The following is a 15,071-nucleotide window of genomic DNA, read 5'->3' as shown; positions in this document are numbered from 1 at the left end:
GGCCATGGCAGGGCCTCCCTCGCGGCCGGCCCGGGTTCTACGGTGGAGCCATGACTGATTTCATCACGCTCAACAACGACGTCAGGATGCCCGCTCTCGGGCTCGGCGTCTTCCAGAGTTCCGCGGAGGACACGGCCGCCGCCGTCGAGTCCGCCCTGCGCACGGGGTACCGGCACATCGACACGGCGGCGGCTTACCTGAATGAGCGACAGGTCGGCGAGGGGATCCGCGCATCCGGGGTGAACCGCGACGAGATCTTCATCGAAACCAAGGCGTGGATCAGCCAGTACGGCTATGACGAGACCCTGCACGCGTTCGACGTGAGCACCCGCAAGCTCGGCGTCGACACCCTCGACCTGCTGATCCTGCACCAGCCGGCCCCGTGGCAATTCGACACCACCCTCGAGGCCTACCGGGCGCTCGAGACCCTGCTGGGCGACGGCCGGGTGCGTGCGATCGGGGTCAGCAACTTCACCGGGGCCCACCTGGAGCGGCTGATGGCGGAGCGCACCGTGGTTCCGGCCGTGAACCAGATCGAGTTGCACCCCTACTTCGCCCAGAAGGAGAACGAGGCCGCCAACACCGCGCTCGGCATCGTCACCCAGGCCTGGTCCCCCATCGGCGGAATCACCTTCTACCCGGGCAACTGGAACGACGGAACGGGCAAGAACCCGCTCAACGACCCGGTGATCGCCGCGATCGGCGCCGAACACGGCAAGACCAATGCGCAGGTGATGCTGCGCTGGCACGTGCAGCACGGGCGCAGCGCCATCCCCAAGTCCGTGCGCCCAGAGCGCATCGCTGAGAACTTCGACATTTTCGACTTCGAGCTCAGCGCCGACCAGCTCGCGCAGATCGATGCGCTGGACCTGGGCGTGCGCAGCGGCCCCGACCCCGACGCGGTGCGCCCGCCCGGCCAGTTCAGCATTCCCGAGAACTGAAGCCCGCTTCGGGCGCCTGGACCCTCCCCTCGGGGGAAGGGCGAGGATAGACGCATGACCACCATGATGACGATCGGGGATTTCTCCCGGGCGACGCGCCTCAGCGCGAAGACGCTGCGGTTCTACCACCGGGTGGGGCTGCTCGCGCCGGCCCAGGTGGATCCGGGCAACGGCTACCGCATGTACAGCGCAGGGCAGATAGCGGATGCCCAGGTCATCCGTCATTTCCGCTCCCTGGATATGCCGGTGCAGCTCATCGGTGAGGTCCTCGCCGCACCCGGCATCGAGCAGCGGAACGAACTGATCGCCGGGCACCTCGGCCGGCTGCAGGACCAGCTCGAGCAGACCCGGGCGGCCGTGGCCGGGCTGCAGGGCCTGCTCGCGGCATCGACGACCCCGCTGGCGGTGTCCCACCGCAGCGTGCCGGAGATGCCGGCGCTCGTCATCAGCGAGACCATCGACCTGGCCGACCTCGGCAGGTTCTACACCGCGGCCAGCCGCGAGCTCGCGCGACTGCTGCAGAGCACGGCGCTCAGCGCAACGGGTTCGCGCGGCGGCATCTGGAGCACCGAGCTGTTCCTCGACGAGCGCGGTGAGGCCATCCTGTTCGTGCCTGTGACCTCGCTCGACGAGCCCGCGGAGCCGCTCGGCCGGGCGCGTCTCGAACTGCTGCCGGCGGTGGACCTGGCCGTGGCCACCCACCACGGCACCGACGACACCATCGCGCAGGTCTATGGCGCGCTCGGTGAGTATGTCACCGCTCGTGAGCTGGGCATCGACGGACCGATCCGGGAGACCTACCTGGACGAGACGGCAGACGGCGTGGCCACGACGGAGATCGGCTGGCCGATCTTCCGCACCGGTCGCTGACCTCCGGCCGCCACGCGCACGCATCCATACAGAGCTTGACCCTCCCCTCGGGGGAAGGCCCAGTCTGAATACATGACCGCTCTCAGCCCCAGTTCCCCACCGGCCAGCTACCCGCCCGCCCTCTCGCTCGCCGGCCGCCAAGCCCTCGTCGTCGGCGGAACCTCGGGCCTCGGCGCCGCCGTGGTGCACCGGCTGGCCGATGCCGGCGCCCGCGTGCTCGCGGTCGGCCGAACCGCACCTGACACCACCGCACCTGACACCACCTCACCTGACGCCACCACCGCCGCCGCCGCTCGCACGATCCTCGCGGATGCCACCCGACCAGGTACCGCCGACCTCATCGCCACGGTCGTGCGCGAAGAAGGCGGCCTCGACATCCTGGTGCAGGTCGTCGGCGGCTCCTCCACTCCCGGCGGCGGCCACGCCACCATGACCGACGATCACTGGGACGACGAGCTGTCCCGCAACCTGCTCGCCGCCGTGCGGGTCGACCGTGCGCTCACCCCGCTGTTGCTCGAGCGCGGCGCCGGCGCCATCGTTCACGTCGGCTCGATCCAGGGGCGGATGCCACTCTTCGACGGCACTCTCGGCTACGCCGCCGCGAAAGCCGCGTTGCGCACCTACAGCAAGGGTCTCGCCAATGAACTCGCCCCGCAGGGTATCCGGGTGAACACCGTCTCGCCCGGCGGCATCCAGAGCCCGAGTTCCATCGCGCTCGCCCAACGCATCGCCGAGGCCCGCGGCCTCACCGAGGCTGAAGGCATGCAGCTGATGATGGACTCACTCGGCGGCGTCCCCGACGGCCGGTTCGCGCCGGCGACCGAGATCGCCGAGGTGATCGGGTTCCTCGTCTCTCCGGGTGCCGCCTCGGTGGTGGGCGCGGACATCACCGTCGACGGCGGCACCGTCAAGACCGCCTGACCCTCCCCAGCAGCACGCCCACACGATGCAACACGCCCACAAGACAAGGACAAGAACAATGACCCCCAGCACTGCACTGCCCGCCGCTGTCACCGCCTACTTCACCCTGATGGATACCACCGAGAAGCGCGACATCGTCGACCTGTTCACTGCGGACGCCGTGGTCACCGACGATGGCCGCAGCTATCGCGGACGCGGCCAGATCGCAGCCTGGCTCGATACTGCCGCCAGCGAGTACACGGTCACCAGCACCCGGTTGTCGGCCGAGGTGGTGGGCGGAACCATCACCGTCACCACGCGCCTGGAGGGGAACTTTCCCGGCGGCATCGTCGACCTGCGCAATGTCTTCGCGCTGGACGCTTCGGGGCTGATCGAGAGCCTGCTGATCACGGTGTGACCCCGTCGCCGGCTGCACTGCCCCCTAGCGTTCTTCGCCACCGTGCGTAGCGTGGACGATCCGCACCCCAGACGAGAGGATCGCACCATGAACGCACCGACCGGCATCCTGCGCGGCATGAGCAACGTGAGCTATTGGGCCGCCGACCACGAGGTCGCGACGGCCTGGTACACCGAGCTGCTCGGCATGCCGCCCTATTTCCAGATGCCCGGCTACGCCGAGTGGCGGGTCGGCGACTATGGCCACGAGCTCGGCCTCATCGACGCCAGGTACGCTCCGCAACCGTGGGCGGATGTGCCCGGCGGCGCCGTGCTCAACTGGCACGTCGATGACATCCGGGTGGCCCTCGACCGGCTGCTCGAGCTCGGTGCCACCATGCGCGAGGAGATCCGGGAGCGCGGCGAGGGCTTCACCACGGCGGCCGTGCTCGATCCATTCGGCAACGTGCTCGGCGTGATGACCAACCCGCACTATCTGCAGGTGCTCGCCGACGCCACCCCCGACGGCGAGGCGGCCCGCGCCGGGCATCCGGCCGGCTGACCGGCCGGTCGTTTATGTGCAGATAGTGAGTTTTCTAGGACGCAATTTCCCATTGCATCCTCTTAATCTCACTTTTTCCTATTTTGCGTGCGGGCCCGGCTCAGTCGAGGGTGGCCAGCTGCTCCCCCGCGGCGAGGAAATCGCCGGGGGCGCTCCGGTGCCGCAGGGTGCCCGGGCCGGTGGCCACGATGGTGGTCTCCATCTTCATGGCCTCCATCACCACCACAGGGTCCCCCTCGGCGACCGCGGTGCCGTCGCCGATCAGCCAGGTGATGAGGGTGCCGGCCATCGGGGCCACCAGTCCCGCCACGGATGCCGCAGCCGTGTCGGCCGCGTCGCGCACGGGAGCCCCGGCGCCGGCGAGCGCGGCGAGCGGGAGGGCGGCCGGGGCCGTGCCGGCGGGCATCCGCAGGGTGTGCCGGCGGCCGTCGATCTCGATCCAGCTGCTGGTCACGCCGGGCTCGACGGGTTCGGGGCGGAGCGTGTCGGCGGGGATCCGCTCGGCGAAGGTCGTCTCGATCCACTGGGTGTGCACGTTCAGCGCCTCACCGCCGGCGAAGTCGTCGTCGCGGAGCACCGCCCGGTGGAACGGGAGCACCGAGGCGACGCCCTCGAGCACGAACTCGTCCAGGGCTCGGCGGGCACGGCGGATGGCGATCTCGCGGGTGGGCCCGGTCACGATGAGCTTGGCCATCATGGAGTCGAAGCGGCCGGAGACCAGCGTGCCGGTCTCCACGCCGGAGTCGACCCGGATGCCGGGCCCGGTGGGAGGTTCGAACCGGGTGAGCAGCCCGGGGGTGGGCAGGAACCCGCGCGCGGCATCCTCGGCGTTGATGCGGAACTCGATCGAGTGCCCGGTGGGTGCCGGGGTGGCCTGCACCGACAGCGGCAGGCCCTCGGCGATGCGCAGCTGTTCGGCGACGATGTCGACCCCGGTGGTTTCCTCGGTGACCGGGTGTTCAACCTGCAGTCGCGTGTTGACTTCGAGGAACGAGATGGTGCCGTCGACGCTGAGCAGGTACTCCACCGTGGCGACGCCCCGGTAGTGCGCGGCGGCACAGATGGCGGCGGCCGAGCTGTGCAGGCGGTCCCGCTGCTCGTCGGTGAGGAACGGCGCCGGGGCCTCCTCCACGAGCTTCTGGTTGCGGCGCTGCAGCGAGCAGTCCCGGGTGCCGAGCACCACGACGTTGCCGTGGCTGTCGCTGAGCACCTGAACCTCCACGTGCCGGGGCGCGTCGAGGAACTGTTCGACGAAGCACTCGCCGCGGCCGAACGCGGTGACGGCCTCACGCACGGCGGCGTCGAACTGTTCGGCGACCTCGTCGAGGCTACGGGCCACGCGCATTCCGCGGCCGCCGCCGCCGAAGGCCGCCTTGATCACGATGGGCAGACCGTGCTCCTCGGCAAAGGCGACGGCCTCGGCCGCGGTGGCCACCGGGTCTGGGGTGCCGGCCACGAGCGGTGCGCCCACGCTGGCGGCCAGCTGGCGCGCGGCGATCTTGTCGCCGAGCAGGTCGATGGCCTCTGGGCTCGGGCCGATCCAGGTGAGACCGGCCTCGATCACCCGGCGGGCGAAGTCGGCGCTCTCCGAGAGGAATCCGTAGCCGGGGTGCACGGCGTCGGCGCCGCTCTGCATGGCCAGGGCGATGAGTTTCTCGGCGTCGAGGTAGGTCGCCGCCGGGCTGTCGCCGTCCAGACCCCAGGCCTCGTCGGCGAGGCGCACGTGCACGGCATCGGCGTCACTGTCGGCGTAGACGGCCACGGTGGCCAGGCCCCGGTCGGCGCAGGCGCGGATGATGCGCACGGCGATTTCGCCGCGGTTGGCGATCAGGACTTTCTTCATGCTGTGACCTCGGGGAGTTCGGCTGAGTGGTCGGTGACGGAGTAATCGGTGAATGGGCCGACCGGGTTGAACCGGATGCGCGCGCCCGGCGGCAGCTGGCCGGCGAGCGGCAGGTGGTGGGTGGCGACCGACCCGATCACGGGGTAGCCGCCGGTGAGCGGGTGATCCGCGAGGAACAGCACGGGCTGGCCGTTCGGCGGGATCTGGATCGCCCCGGAGACGGTCCCCTCGCTGGGCAGCTCGGCGTCGACGACGCGCGTGAGCGACTCGCCTTCCAGGCGGAGTCCCACTCGGTTGGACCGGGAGCTGACCAGCCAGCTCTGCCCGGTCAGAACGTCGATGGCGTCGGCGGAGAACCAGTCGGTGCGGGGGCCCAACACCACGTCGAGCACCACCTCCGTGGGTGCGCTGTCGGGCCCGGCACCGAGCGCGCTGCCGACCGGGTCGGCCGTGCCACCGTCGGGCAGGGCGACCGCGGCGAGGCCGCGCGCGGCAGTGCCGACGGGGAGGACCGTTCCGGCCGTGACCGGCGCCGGGCCGAGCCCGGCCAGGACATCGGTGGAGAGACTGCCGAGCACGGGCTCCAGGTCGAAGCCGCCGCGCACGGCGAGGTAGCTGCGGAGCCCGGCTGCCGGGCGGCCCACGCTGAGTTCCTCGCCCGCGCCGAGCGCGAACGGGGTGCCGAACGGGGCGGGGCGGCTGCGCATCTCGTCGAGGGAGCCTGAGGCGGCATCGCCGGCGTCACGCTCGGTGGCATCAGCGGCGGGGTTGCTCCCAGCATCGGCAGGCGTGCGGATGCTCAGCAGCACGGGCGCCCCGGTGACGGCGAGAACCAGTTCGCCTCGGGCCCGCAGCCGAAGCCCGCCGAAGGTCGTCTCGAGGGTGGCCGCCCCGCTGTCGTTGCCGACCAGCCGGTTGGCCGTGCGCAGCGACACCGGGTCGAGGGCGCCGGAGCTGGAGACGCCCATGCTCGCGTAGCCGGGGCGGCCGAGGTCCTGCAGCAGGGTGAGCATCCCTGGGTCGAGGATCTCCAGAGCGTGGTCGGCCGCGGCCGTGGAAGTGTGCGTTGGCGCGGCCGAGGCCAGGTCCCCTGCTCCCGTCGTGCCGGAGACCGTCGCAGTGGCGCGGCCGCCACCGGCCACGTCCACGAAGCGCACCCGGTCGCCGGGCAGCAGCAGGGCGGGGCGGTCGCGCGACAGGTCCCACATCCGTGCGGTGGTGGTGCCGATGAGCTGCCAGCCGCCCGGGCTCTCGCGCGGGTAGACGCCGCTGAAGGTGCCCGCGAGGGCCACCGATCCGGCGGGGATGCGGGTGCGCGGGGAGCTGCGGCGCGGCACGTCCAGGGCCGGGTGGCCGCCGGAGAGGTACGCGAAGCCCGGGGCGAAGCCGGTGAACCCCACGGCGTAGTCCGCCACCGTGTGCAGCCGCACCACCTCGGCTGCGCCGATTCCGAGCAGCCCGGCGACCTCGTCGAGGTCCTCGCCGTCGTAGGTCACCGGGATCTCGATGAGCGCGCCCTCCCCCGCGACCCGCCCGCCCAGGTCGCGCGCGCGCACCGCCCGCACGATCTGCGCCGGGCTCACGGCGCTGGGCCGGAAGAACACCAGCAGCGTGCGGGCGCCCGGGATCAGCTCGCCGGTACCGTCGATGGGGTCGCTGCTGAGCGAGTCGAACAGCGCCAGGGTGGTCGGCAGGTCGTCGAGCTCGATCAGCAGCGCGTCATCGCGCACGGGGAGGAACCGCATGGTGGTGCTCACCCTAGGAGGCTCGCTCGGCGCCCGACCGTGGGGCGAAGGCGGTGATGTCGATGGCGGCCTCGGTGAGGGCGGCCCGCACCTGCCGGGCCAGCTCGGTGGCGCCCGGGCTGTCGCCGTGCACGCAGATCGAGTCCGCCGCCACGGCGATGGTGCTGCCGTCGATGGCGGTCAGGGTGCCCTCGGTGGCCAGCTGCACCATCCGCGCGGCCACGAGCGCGGCGTCGTGCAGCACCGAACCGGCTTCCTTCCGCGACACCAGGGTGCCGGCCGGCGTGTAGGCCCGGTCGGCGAACGCCTCGGTCACGCTGCGGAGGCCCGCCGCCTCCGCCGCCCGCAACACCTCAGAGCCGGGCAGGCCCAGGATGGCCAGGGCCGGGTCGATCTCGCGGATCGCCGTCACCACATCCTGGGCCTGTCGCGCGTCGTGCACGATCGTGTTGTAGAGGGCGCCGTGCGGCTTCACGTAGGTGACCGTGGTGCCGGCCGCCCGGGCGATGCCCTGCAGCGCACCGATCTGGTAGATCACATCGGAGATCAGCTCGGCGCTGGAAACGTCCATGTTGCGCCGGCCGAACCCGGCCAGGTCCCGGTAGCCCACGTGCGCGCCGATCGACACCCCGGCATCCCGTGCTCCGAGCACGGTCTCCCGGATCACCAGCGGGTCGCCGGCGTGGAAACCGCAGGCGATGTTCGCGCTGGTGACGATGCCGAGCATCTCCAGGTCGTCGCCGAGGCTCCACCGGCCGAAGCCTTCGCCGAGGTCGCTGTTCAGGTCGATGAAGCTCATGAGGGAGTCCTTCGGTTGTGCCGGGAGGTTACAGGGTCAGCAGCGAGAAGATCGGCCCGACGGCCATCACGGCCATGTACCAGGTGAGCAGCGTGGCCAGGGTGCCGATGATCAGCAGCCACTTGGGGTAGCGGTAGCCGTTCATCAGGTCGCCGCGGAACCAGCCGATGTACATGAAGATCGTGAGACCGATCGGCAGGATCAGGCCGTTGAAGCCGCCGACGAACACCATCAGGGTGGCCGGGGCGGTGCCGATCAGCAGGTAGACCGCGAGGGACACGACGATGAAGGCGATCGTGGCGAAATCGGCGGCACGTCCGACGATCTTCTTGGAGAACACCGGCAGGAACGACACCGAGGTGTACGCGGCGCCGATGATGCTCGTGATCGCGGCGATCCAGAAGATCGCACCGAAGACGCGGAGACCGAATTCGCCGGCCGCGGCCTGGAACGCCTGGGCGGCCGGGTTGGCGGCTGCGCCCGTCGTGTCGATGACGACGCCGCTCGCAACCACGCCGAGGATGGCCAGGAACAGGACGTAGCGCATGATGCCGGTGACCAGGATGCCGTTGAAGGCCGCGCGGGAGACCTCCTTGACGTGTTCGACCCCGGCGGTGCCGCTGGCGAGCAGGCGGTGGGCGCCGGCGTAGGTGATGTAGCCGCCGACGGTGCCGCCGACGATGGTGGTGATGGTGGCGAAGTTGATCTCGTCGGGCAGCACGGTCTGGCGCAGCGCGTCCCCGATGGGCGGTTGGGAGATGAAGGCCACGATCACGGTGAGCACGATCATGACGAGCCCGGCGATGACCACGACCCGGTCGACGACCGCTCCGGCCCGCTTGGCGAGGAAGATGGCGACGGCGAAGAGCGCGCTGAGCAGCCCGCCGATCTTCGCGTCGAGTCCGGTCAGCACGTTCAGGCCCAGGCCCGCGCCGGCGATGTTGCCGATGTTGAAGACCAGGCCGCCGAGGATGACGAGGAAGGCGAGCACGAAGCCGCTGCCGGGGATGGCGAGGTTGGCCAGTTCGGGGGCGCGCTTGCCGCTGACCGTGATCATGCGCCAGATGTTCAGCTGCACGGCGAAGTCGATCAGGATCGATGCCAGGATGCCGAACGCGAACGCCGCACCCATCTGCGCGGTGAAGGTGGCCGTCTGGGTGATGAAGCCGGGGCCGATGGCCGAGGTAGCCATGAGGAACAGGGCGCCGATCAGCGCGGTGCGGCGGCTCTTGGCGACGCTGCGGACGCTGGGCTGGTCGATGTTCTGCGCGGTGGGGTCCGCGGGTGCGGTGGTCTTGAGGGGGTCGGTCACGGGCACATCCATTTCGTCGGGGGGAAGGATCCTGCGGGTGTACTGCTACTCGCGGGGACCGGAACCCCACGCAACGAGCCTAAGCGCGTGAACGACAGGTTAGTGATTGTTGAACAATCAGTCGAGTAAATAGTGTGTTTCAGTCATGTTTCGGTGAACGGAGGGCAGGGCATCGCTGCCGGGGCTGGGGCCGGCTTCGGTAGAGTGGCGTCGTGGCCCAACTCGACGATGCTGAAGACGGCAACTCGCGCGCCGATCAGGCCGCCGAGACACTGCGCCGGATGCTCATCGTCGGCGACCTCGTGCCCGGCCAGCGCCTCTCCGAGAGCGCCATGAGCGAGCGCCTCGGCGTCTCCCGCAACACCCTGCGTGAGGCGTTCCGTGTGCTCACCCACGAGCGCCTGCTCGTGCACAAGCCGCACGCCGGGGTGTTCGTGGCCGTGCCGTCACTCGCGTCGATCATCGACATCTACCGCGTGCGCCGCATGATCGAGTGCCAGGCGCTGCGGGCCGCCCCCGCCCGGCATCCCGCCAGCCGACGGATGCGCGCCGCCGTCGAGTCCGCACTGGCCAGCCGCGAGGCCGACGACTGGATCGCCGTGGGCACCGCCAACATGGAGTTCCACTCGGCAATCGTGGCCCTGGCCGACAGCGACCACCTCGACAGGCTCTACGCCAACATCTCCGCCGAGCTGCGCCTGGCCTTCGGTCTGCTCGACGACCCGGACTACCTGCACCGCCCCTACGTGGACCGCAACGTGGCCGTGCTCGAGCTCTACCTGGCGGGCGAGGCGACCCAGGCGGCATCCGTTCTGGATGACTACCTGCTGCTCTCCGAGCGCACCATCGTGGCCGCCTACGCGCGGCAGCTTCCCGCCTGAGCCTGCTGCCGCCCCTCTTGCGCCGGGACCGCACGCTAGTAGCGTGACAGCAGGTAGCGCTGGTACGGGAGGATCGAGCATGGACACTTTCCGGGAACTCCACCACGGTGATGCCCCGTTGCTGCTGCCCAACGCCTGGGATGTCGGCTCCGCCCTCGCCTTCGAGGCGGCGGGCTTCCCAGCCATCGGCACCACGAGCTTCGGCATCGCTGCCGGCACCGGCCTGCCCGACGGCGGTGGGTCCACCCGTGCGGCAACCATGGCCCTCGCGGCGCTCCTGTGCCGTCTGCCGGTGCACATCACCACGGATATCGAGGACGGGTACTCCGACGACCCGACCGAGGTCGCGGGCTTCGTGGCCGAACTGGCCGGCCTGGGGGTCGTCGGGGTCAACCTGGAGGACAGCCGGGACGGGCGCCTGGTGGATCCCGCGGTGCTTGCCGCCAAGGTCGCCGCGATCAAGCGACACAGTCCCGACGTATTTGTGAACGCCCGGGTGGACAACTTCTGGTTCGACGAGGAGGCCACGGTGCAGGCCGTCCTGCTCCGCGCGCTTGCCTACGCCGATGCCGGCGCCGACGGGATCTTCGTGCCCGGGGTGACTGACCCGGTGGACATCCGCAGCATCACCGCCGGCATCGACCTGCCGGTCAACGTGCTGGCCCACCCCACCCTGACGGTGGCTGAACTCGGCGCCCTGGGCATCCGCCGGGTGAGTTCGGGATCCCTGCCCTACCGCGCAGCCGTCGACGCCGCGGTGAACGTCGTTGTGGCGCTCCGCGACAACCAACGGACGCCGACCGCGACGTCCTACTGGGAGATGCAGTCGCGGCTCGAGGCATTCAGCGACTGACGGCGCCACACCGCATAGGGTCGAGGGACACCAGATTCTCAACACTTGGAGTGACGATGAGCACGGTTACCGGCCCGATGCACCTTTCCTTCACCGCTCCCATCGGGGTGCTGGTGAAGGGCGATCTGTGGTCCTGCGTCGAGATTCCGGACTCCGTGGAGCTGTTCGGCACCGGGAAGGCCGTGCGCGTGGTCGCTCAGGTGGATGATCAGCCGGTCACGGCCGGGCTGATACCCACCGGGTCCGGTGGGCACATGCTCTCGATCAGCGCCAAACTGCGCACCAAGCTCGGCAAGGATCTCGGGGACACTGTCACCGTGCTGCTGTCGGAACGGTTGACCTGACCCGGCACGACCGGTGTAGCGTGAGCATCTGAGGTAAAAACGCATCCCAGCCCTGCTGGCCTGCGCATACACGCGGCATCGAACGAGTCGCCACTTCTTCACTATGAAGGAGTGTGCACCTTGACGCCCGACCAGCCACAACTCGACGCACGAGCGTCCACGACCGGGTCCGACCCGGCCCCAACCTTGCGGGGCGCCTGGCTCGCACTCGCCGGCCTGTCGGCCGTGTTCCTCATCGAGATGCTCGACAACTCGATCCTCAATGTGGCGCTGCCCACCATCGGCAGAGCGCTGCACGCGTCGACGACGGCCCTGCAGTGGGTCACCGGCGCGTACGCCGTCGTGTTCGGCGGGCTGATGCTGGTGTTCGGCGCGATCGCCGACCGGTTCGGCCGCCGCCGGATCATGCTCGTCGGGTTGGTCCTGCTCGGAGCGGCGAGTCTGGCCACCGGGTTCGTCACCACCGCGGACCAGCTGATCTGGGTGCGTGCGGCCATGGGGGTCGCCGCCGCCATGACGACCCCGGGGTCGATGGCACTGGCCTTCCGGTTGTTCGACACGGAGGACCTGCGCGTCCGCGCGCTCACGCTTATCTCCACCGCCGGCCTCGTCGGGCTCGCGGTCGGCCCGACAGCGGGAGGGTTGGCGCTCGCGGTCGCGCCGTGGCAGGTGCTGCTCCTGGTGAACGTGCCCATCGCCGCGTTCGCCTTCGTCGGTATCCGCCTCGGCATCGCTGCCGACCTGGCGGAGGAGCTGCATCACGATCCGATCGACATCGTGGGAGCCGTTCTCGGCACGGCGACGATCGTGCTCGCTCTCGTCACTCCGACTCTGTTCATTGAGGAGGGGTCCGGGTCGTGGGTGCCGTGGACGGGTGCCGCCGCCACGGTCGCTCTGGCGATCGCCTTCGTGGTGCGGGAACGTTCCGCTCGGGCACCGCTTCTCGATCTGCGGCTCCTCGCGTTGCCGCTGGTCTCGAGCGGACTCGCGTACAAGGCGGCGGCCGGGCTGGCCGTGGCCGGCCTCGGCTATCTGGTGACCCTGCAGCTCCAGTTCGCCTGGGGCTGGCCGCCGGCCCTGGCGGCAGTGGGGATGCTGCCCCAGGTGGTGGTGCTTCTCGCCAGCGGCCGGTTGGTCGGCCCGTTCGTACGGAAGCTCGGCCTCGGTCGCGCCGCCTGGATCAGCGCCGCCGCCGTCGTGCTGGGTCTGGCGGTCTTCGGCCTGTTCAGCCGCTTCGGCTACGGCTGGGTGCTCGTCGCCCTCGTGCTGGTCGCCGCGGGAATGCGTGTGGTCGGTGTGGTCGCCGGCACCAACGTGCTCAAGGGGCTGCCGGCCAGCCGCACCTCGATGGGCGCGGCTCTGGTGGACACCTCGAGTGAGCTCGCCACCGCCATCGGCATCGCCATCACCGGCACGATCCTCGCCGCGCTCTTCACCGGGAGCATCGCCACGGCGAACTGGACCGCCGCCCAGAGCTCCCAGTTCCAAACGGCGGTCACCGTGGCGGGGCTGTCCCTCACCCTCCTCGCTGCGGTGCTCGTCGGGATCGGCGTCGCCCGCTCACCGCGGCGTGCACCGCAATCCGAGGGAGCGACGGGCTGAGGGTGCGCTGAGCGGTCAGCGGAGCGCCTGGCTGCCGATCACCGAGAGCAACTGCAGCTTCTCGTAGCTCTCGGTTCCGGGGGATGCCGTGTAGACCAGCAGGAAGTGCGACTGGGCGGGATCGATCAGGGTCTGGCAGGTGAGTTCGAGTTCGCCCAGTTCGGCGTGCACGAAGTTCTTCGTCTCCTGGGGGCGCACCCCGATCTCGTGTCGTTCCCAGAGCGAGCGGAACTCCTCGCTCTGCTCGAGGAGAGCCTCGGCGATCCGGGCCGCCCGGGAGGACGGGCCCCGCAGCGTCGAGACCTCGCGCAGCCCCGAGACCCAGAGCCGGGACAGAAACGGATGCTCCGTCGGCGCGTAGAGCGCCCGGCTGGTCGGATCGGAGAACCAGCGGTAGCCGATGCTGCGGGCCGGGCCATCGAAGTGGGTGGTGTCTCCGGTCAGCGCGATGCCGAGCGGGCTCTGCCGCAGCGTCTCACCGAGCTCGGTCACGATCTCGGCCGGGGTGTCCTGCAGCCGGTCGAGGATCCGCAGCAACCCGGGGCTGATGTGGTCGCTGGAGATGCCGCGGGTCGGCGGCTGGTGGCCCGCAAGAAGGAACAGGTGGTCGCGTTCCGCAACGGTCAGGTGCAGACCCTGCGCGATCGACGCGATCATCTGCTCCGACGGGTGAGGCCCGGTGCCACGCTCGATGCGGGCGTAATAGTCGGTCGACATGTGGCAGAGCACGGCCACTTCTTCGCGGCGGAGGCCGGTGGTGCGGCGACGTTGCCCGCGCGTGAGGCCCACGTCCTCAGGCTGCAGCGCTTCCCGCCGCCCAAGCAGGAACTCGGCCAGACCGGTTCTGTCGATCACGGTGGGTCTCTCTTTCACTAGGTCTTCTTTCTAGCGGACCCGCTTGGCTTCATCCACTGATTGATGATCCACCCCTCGGTATCAGTGACCTGACGAGTCCTGGTTCGCGCCGGGCATCGCCGTCACAGTCGAAGAACCAACCCGAACCGAGGAGCCACTCCATGCCACGCACACCGATCGACATCACCATGCCCGACCTCACCGGCACGCGCGCCGTTCTCACCGGCGGCAGCGACGGTATCGGGCTGCGCATCGCCACCAGACTGGCCCTAGCCGGTGCCGAGGTGGTGCTGCCGGTGCGCAACTCCCGCAAGGGCGAGGCCGCGATCGCCGGCATCCGCCAGAAGGCCCCGTCCGCATCCGTGACGCTACGCCAGCTCGATCTGTCGTCACTGGAGTCGGTGGCGGCCCTCGCGGGCACTCTCCGCGGCGAGGGAGACCCGATCCACCTTCTGATCAACAACGCCGGCGTGATGACCCCGCCGGCCCGGCAGAGCACGGTCGACGGGTTCGAGTCCCAGTTCGGCACCAACCACCTGGGCCACTTCGCCCTCGTCGCCGGGCTTCTGCCGCTGCTGAGGGCCGGCCGCGCTCGGGTCACCTCGCAGGTGAGCGTCGCGGCCAGCCAGGGTGCCATCAACTGGGGCGACCTCAACTGGGAACGGAGCTACCACGGCATGCGCGCCTACAGCCAGTCGAAGATCGCCTTCGGCCTGTTCGGTCTCGAGCTGCAACGCCGAAGCGTGGCGCACGGATGGGGCATCGGCAGTAATCTGTCCCACCCGGGAGTCGCTCCCACCAGCCTGCTCGCAGCGCGTCCGGAGCTGGGCCGGGGCGAGGATACGCAGAGCGTGCGCATCATCCGTTGGTTGTCTGCGCGCGGGATTCTCGTCGGCACTCCCGAGACCGCGGCGCTCCCGGCCCTCGCCGCCGCCACCGCACCCGATGCCGCGGGGCGGTTCTACGGCCCGAAGGGCCCCGGGCACACCGGCGGCGCTCCGGCCGAGCAGAAGCTCTTCTCGCGCCTCCGCAATGAGGCGGACGCCCGCCGCATCTGGCAGGTATCCGAGGAACAGACCGGCGCGACCTTTCCGGCCGCCTGAGCTCCTGGACTGCATCCGGACTATACCGCTGGATCAGCGGGCGCTTCTCCGTGGGCCGGTAGCCG

General features: G+C 70.1%; 15 protein-coding genes. 10 read left to right on the top strand and 5 right to left on the bottom strand.

Going from position 1 to position 15,071, the window contains the following annotated elements; genetic code table 11:
- The first annotated feature begins 50 nt into the window (after positions 1-50).
- From DOE79_RS12720 to DOE79_RS12700, 5 genes are all read left to right on the top strand, one after another.
- Complete coding sequence (locus DOE79_RS12720) at positions 51-941, top strand: aldo/keto reductase (protein WP_120338805.1); 891 nt, start codon at positions 51-53, stop codon at positions 939-941.
- Positions 942-995: 54 nt separating this feature from the next.
- On the top strand, positions 996-1,811 hold the full coding sequence (locus DOE79_RS12715; RefSeq protein ID WP_120338804.1) for a MerR family transcriptional regulator: 816 nt from the start codon (positions 996-998) through the stop codon (positions 1,809-1,811).
- Positions 1,812-1,883: 72 nt separating this feature from the next.
- The gene (locus DOE79_RS12710) at positions 1,884-2,732 is read left to right on the top strand and encodes an SDR family oxidoreductase (RefSeq protein WP_120338803.1); all 849 of its coding nucleotides are present in this window, start codon (positions 1,884-1,886) and stop codon (positions 2,730-2,732) included.
- Between the two features lie 58 nt (positions 2,733-2,790).
- Entirely contained in the window at positions 2,791-3,129 is a 339-nt protein-coding gene (locus DOE79_RS12705; RefSeq protein WP_120338802.1) for a nuclear transport factor 2 family protein, read from the top strand.
- 87 nt (positions 3,130-3,216) lie between these two features.
- Positions 3,217-3,669: a VOC family protein gene (locus DOE79_RS12700; RefSeq protein ID WP_245976926.1), complete on the top strand. Its 453-nt coding sequence runs from the start codon at positions 3,217-3,219 to the stop codon at positions 3,667-3,669.
- Between the two features lie 100 nt (positions 3,670-3,769).
- Here DOE79_RS12700 and DOE79_RS12695 read toward each other — a convergent pair whose 3' ends face one another.
- From DOE79_RS12695 to DOE79_RS12680, 4 genes are read right to left on the bottom strand one after another with little or no spacing between them, the layout of a single operon-like run.
- Complete coding sequence (locus DOE79_RS12695) at positions 3,770-5,512, bottom strand: acetyl/propionyl/methylcrotonyl-CoA carboxylase subunit alpha (protein WP_120338801.1); 1,743 nt, start codon at positions 5,510-5,512, stop codon at positions 3,770-3,772.
- Positions 5,509-7,269: a 5-oxoprolinase subunit B/C family protein gene (locus DOE79_RS12690; RefSeq protein WP_245976925.1), complete on the bottom strand. Its 1,761-nt coding sequence runs from the start codon at positions 7,267-7,269 to the stop codon at positions 5,509-5,511. Before DOE79_RS12690 ends, DOE79_RS12695 begins: the two co-directional genes overlap by 4 nt.
- A 1-nt stretch (position 7,270) precedes the next feature.
- Positions 7,271-8,056 carry a LamB/YcsF family protein gene (locus DOE79_RS12685; protein ID WP_120338800.1) on the bottom strand — a complete coding sequence of 262 codons (786 nt, stop codon included), beginning with the start codon at positions 8,054-8,056 and terminating at the stop codon, positions 7,271-7,273.
- 28 nt (positions 8,057-8,084) lie between these two features.
- Positions 8,085-9,248, bottom strand: coding sequence for an NRAMP family divalent metal transporter (locus DOE79_RS12680; RefSeq protein ID WP_245977329.1), 1,164 nt, complete (start codon positions 9,246-9,248; stop codon positions 8,085-8,087).
- A 332-nt stretch (positions 9,249-9,580) separates the two neighbouring features.
- On the opposite strand from DOE79_RS12680, the gene DOE79_RS12675 reads away from it, so the two are divergent.
- The 4 genes from DOE79_RS12675 (at position 9,581) to DOE79_RS12660 (ending at position 13,048) form a co-directional block, all read left to right on the top strand.
- Entirely contained in the window at positions 9,581-10,249 is a 669-nt protein-coding gene (locus DOE79_RS12675) for a GntR family transcriptional regulator (protein ID WP_245976924.1), read from the top strand.
- 79 nt (positions 10,250-10,328) lie between these two features.
- Positions 10,329-11,102, top strand: a complete 774-nt coding sequence (locus tag DOE79_RS12670) for an isocitrate lyase/PEP mutase family protein (RefSeq protein ID WP_120338798.1) — start codon at positions 10,329-10,331, stop codon at positions 11,100-11,102.
- A gap of 56 nt (positions 11,103-11,158) precedes the next feature.
- Positions 11,159-11,446, top strand: coding sequence for a DUF1905 domain-containing protein (locus DOE79_RS12665; RefSeq protein WP_120338797.1), 288 nt, complete (start codon positions 11,159-11,161; stop codon positions 11,444-11,446).
- Between the two features lie 111 nt (positions 11,447-11,557).
- A complete protein-coding gene (locus DOE79_RS12660) occupies positions 11,558-13,048 on the top strand; it encodes an MFS transporter (protein WP_425455647.1) in 1,491 nt (496 codons plus the stop codon).
- Between the two features lie 15 nt (positions 13,049-13,063).
- On the opposite strand, the gene DOE79_RS12655 is transcribed toward DOE79_RS12660, so the two are convergent.
- Positions 13,064-13,903, bottom strand: coding sequence for a helix-turn-helix transcriptional regulator (locus tag DOE79_RS12655; protein WP_120340320.1), 840 nt, complete (start codon positions 13,901-13,903; stop codon positions 13,064-13,066).
- A gap of 161 nt (positions 13,904-14,064) precedes the next feature.
- Between DOE79_RS12655 and DOE79_RS12650 the strand changes: the two genes are divergently transcribed.
- Positions 14,065-15,006: an SDR family oxidoreductase gene (locus DOE79_RS12650; RefSeq protein WP_120338796.1), complete on the top strand. Its 942-nt coding sequence runs from the start codon at positions 14,065-14,067 to the stop codon at positions 15,004-15,006.
- Positions 15,007-15,071 lie beyond the last annotated feature (65 nt).

Source organism: Cryobacterium soli, from assembly GCF_003611035.1.
In the GTDB taxonomy this organism is placed as follows: domain Bacteria; phylum Actinomycetota; class Actinomycetes; order Actinomycetales; family Microbacteriaceae; genus Cryobacterium; species Cryobacterium soli.
This window is presented reverse-complemented; position numbering and strand designations above follow the sequence as displayed.

Coding starts and splice junctions, on each gene's coding strand:
- DOE79_RS12705 (WP_120338802.1), top strand. CDS start 2,791: ATGACCCCCAGCACTGCACTGCCCGCCGCTGTCACCGCCTACTTCACC.
- DOE79_RS12695 (WP_120338801.1), bottom strand. CDS start 5,512: ATGAAGAAAGTCCTGATCGCCAACCGCGGCGAAATCGCCGTGCGCATC.
- DOE79_RS12685 (WP_120338800.1), bottom strand. CDS start 8,056: ATGAGCTTCATCGACCTGAACAGCGACCTCGGCGAAGGCTTCGGCCGG.
- DOE79_RS12710 (WP_120338803.1), top strand. CDS start 1,884: ATGACCGCTCTCAGCCCCAGTTCCCCACCGGCCAGCTACCCGCCCGCC.
- DOE79_RS12700 (WP_245976926.1), top strand. CDS start 3,217: ATGAACGCACCGACCGGCATCCTGCGCGGCATGAGCAACGTGAGCTAT.
- DOE79_RS12715 (WP_120338804.1), top strand. CDS start 996: ATGACCACCATGATGACGATCGGGGATTTCTCCCGGGCGACGCGCCTC.
- DOE79_RS12720 (WP_120338805.1), top strand. CDS start 51: ATGACTGATTTCATCACGCTCAACAACGACGTCAGGATGCCCGCTCTC.
- DOE79_RS12670 (WP_120338798.1), top strand. CDS start 10,329: ATGGACACTTTCCGGGAACTCCACCACGGTGATGCCCCGTTGCTGCTG.
- DOE79_RS12650 (WP_120338796.1), top strand. CDS start 14,065: ATGCCACGCACACCGATCGACATCACCATGCCCGACCTCACCGGCACG.
- DOE79_RS12665 (WP_120338797.1), top strand. CDS start 11,159: ATGAGCACGGTTACCGGCCCGATGCACCTTTCCTTCACCGCTCCCATC.
- DOE79_RS12680 (WP_245977329.1), bottom strand. CDS start 9,248: ATGGCTACCTCGGCCATCGGCCCCGGCTTCATCACCCAGACGGCCACC.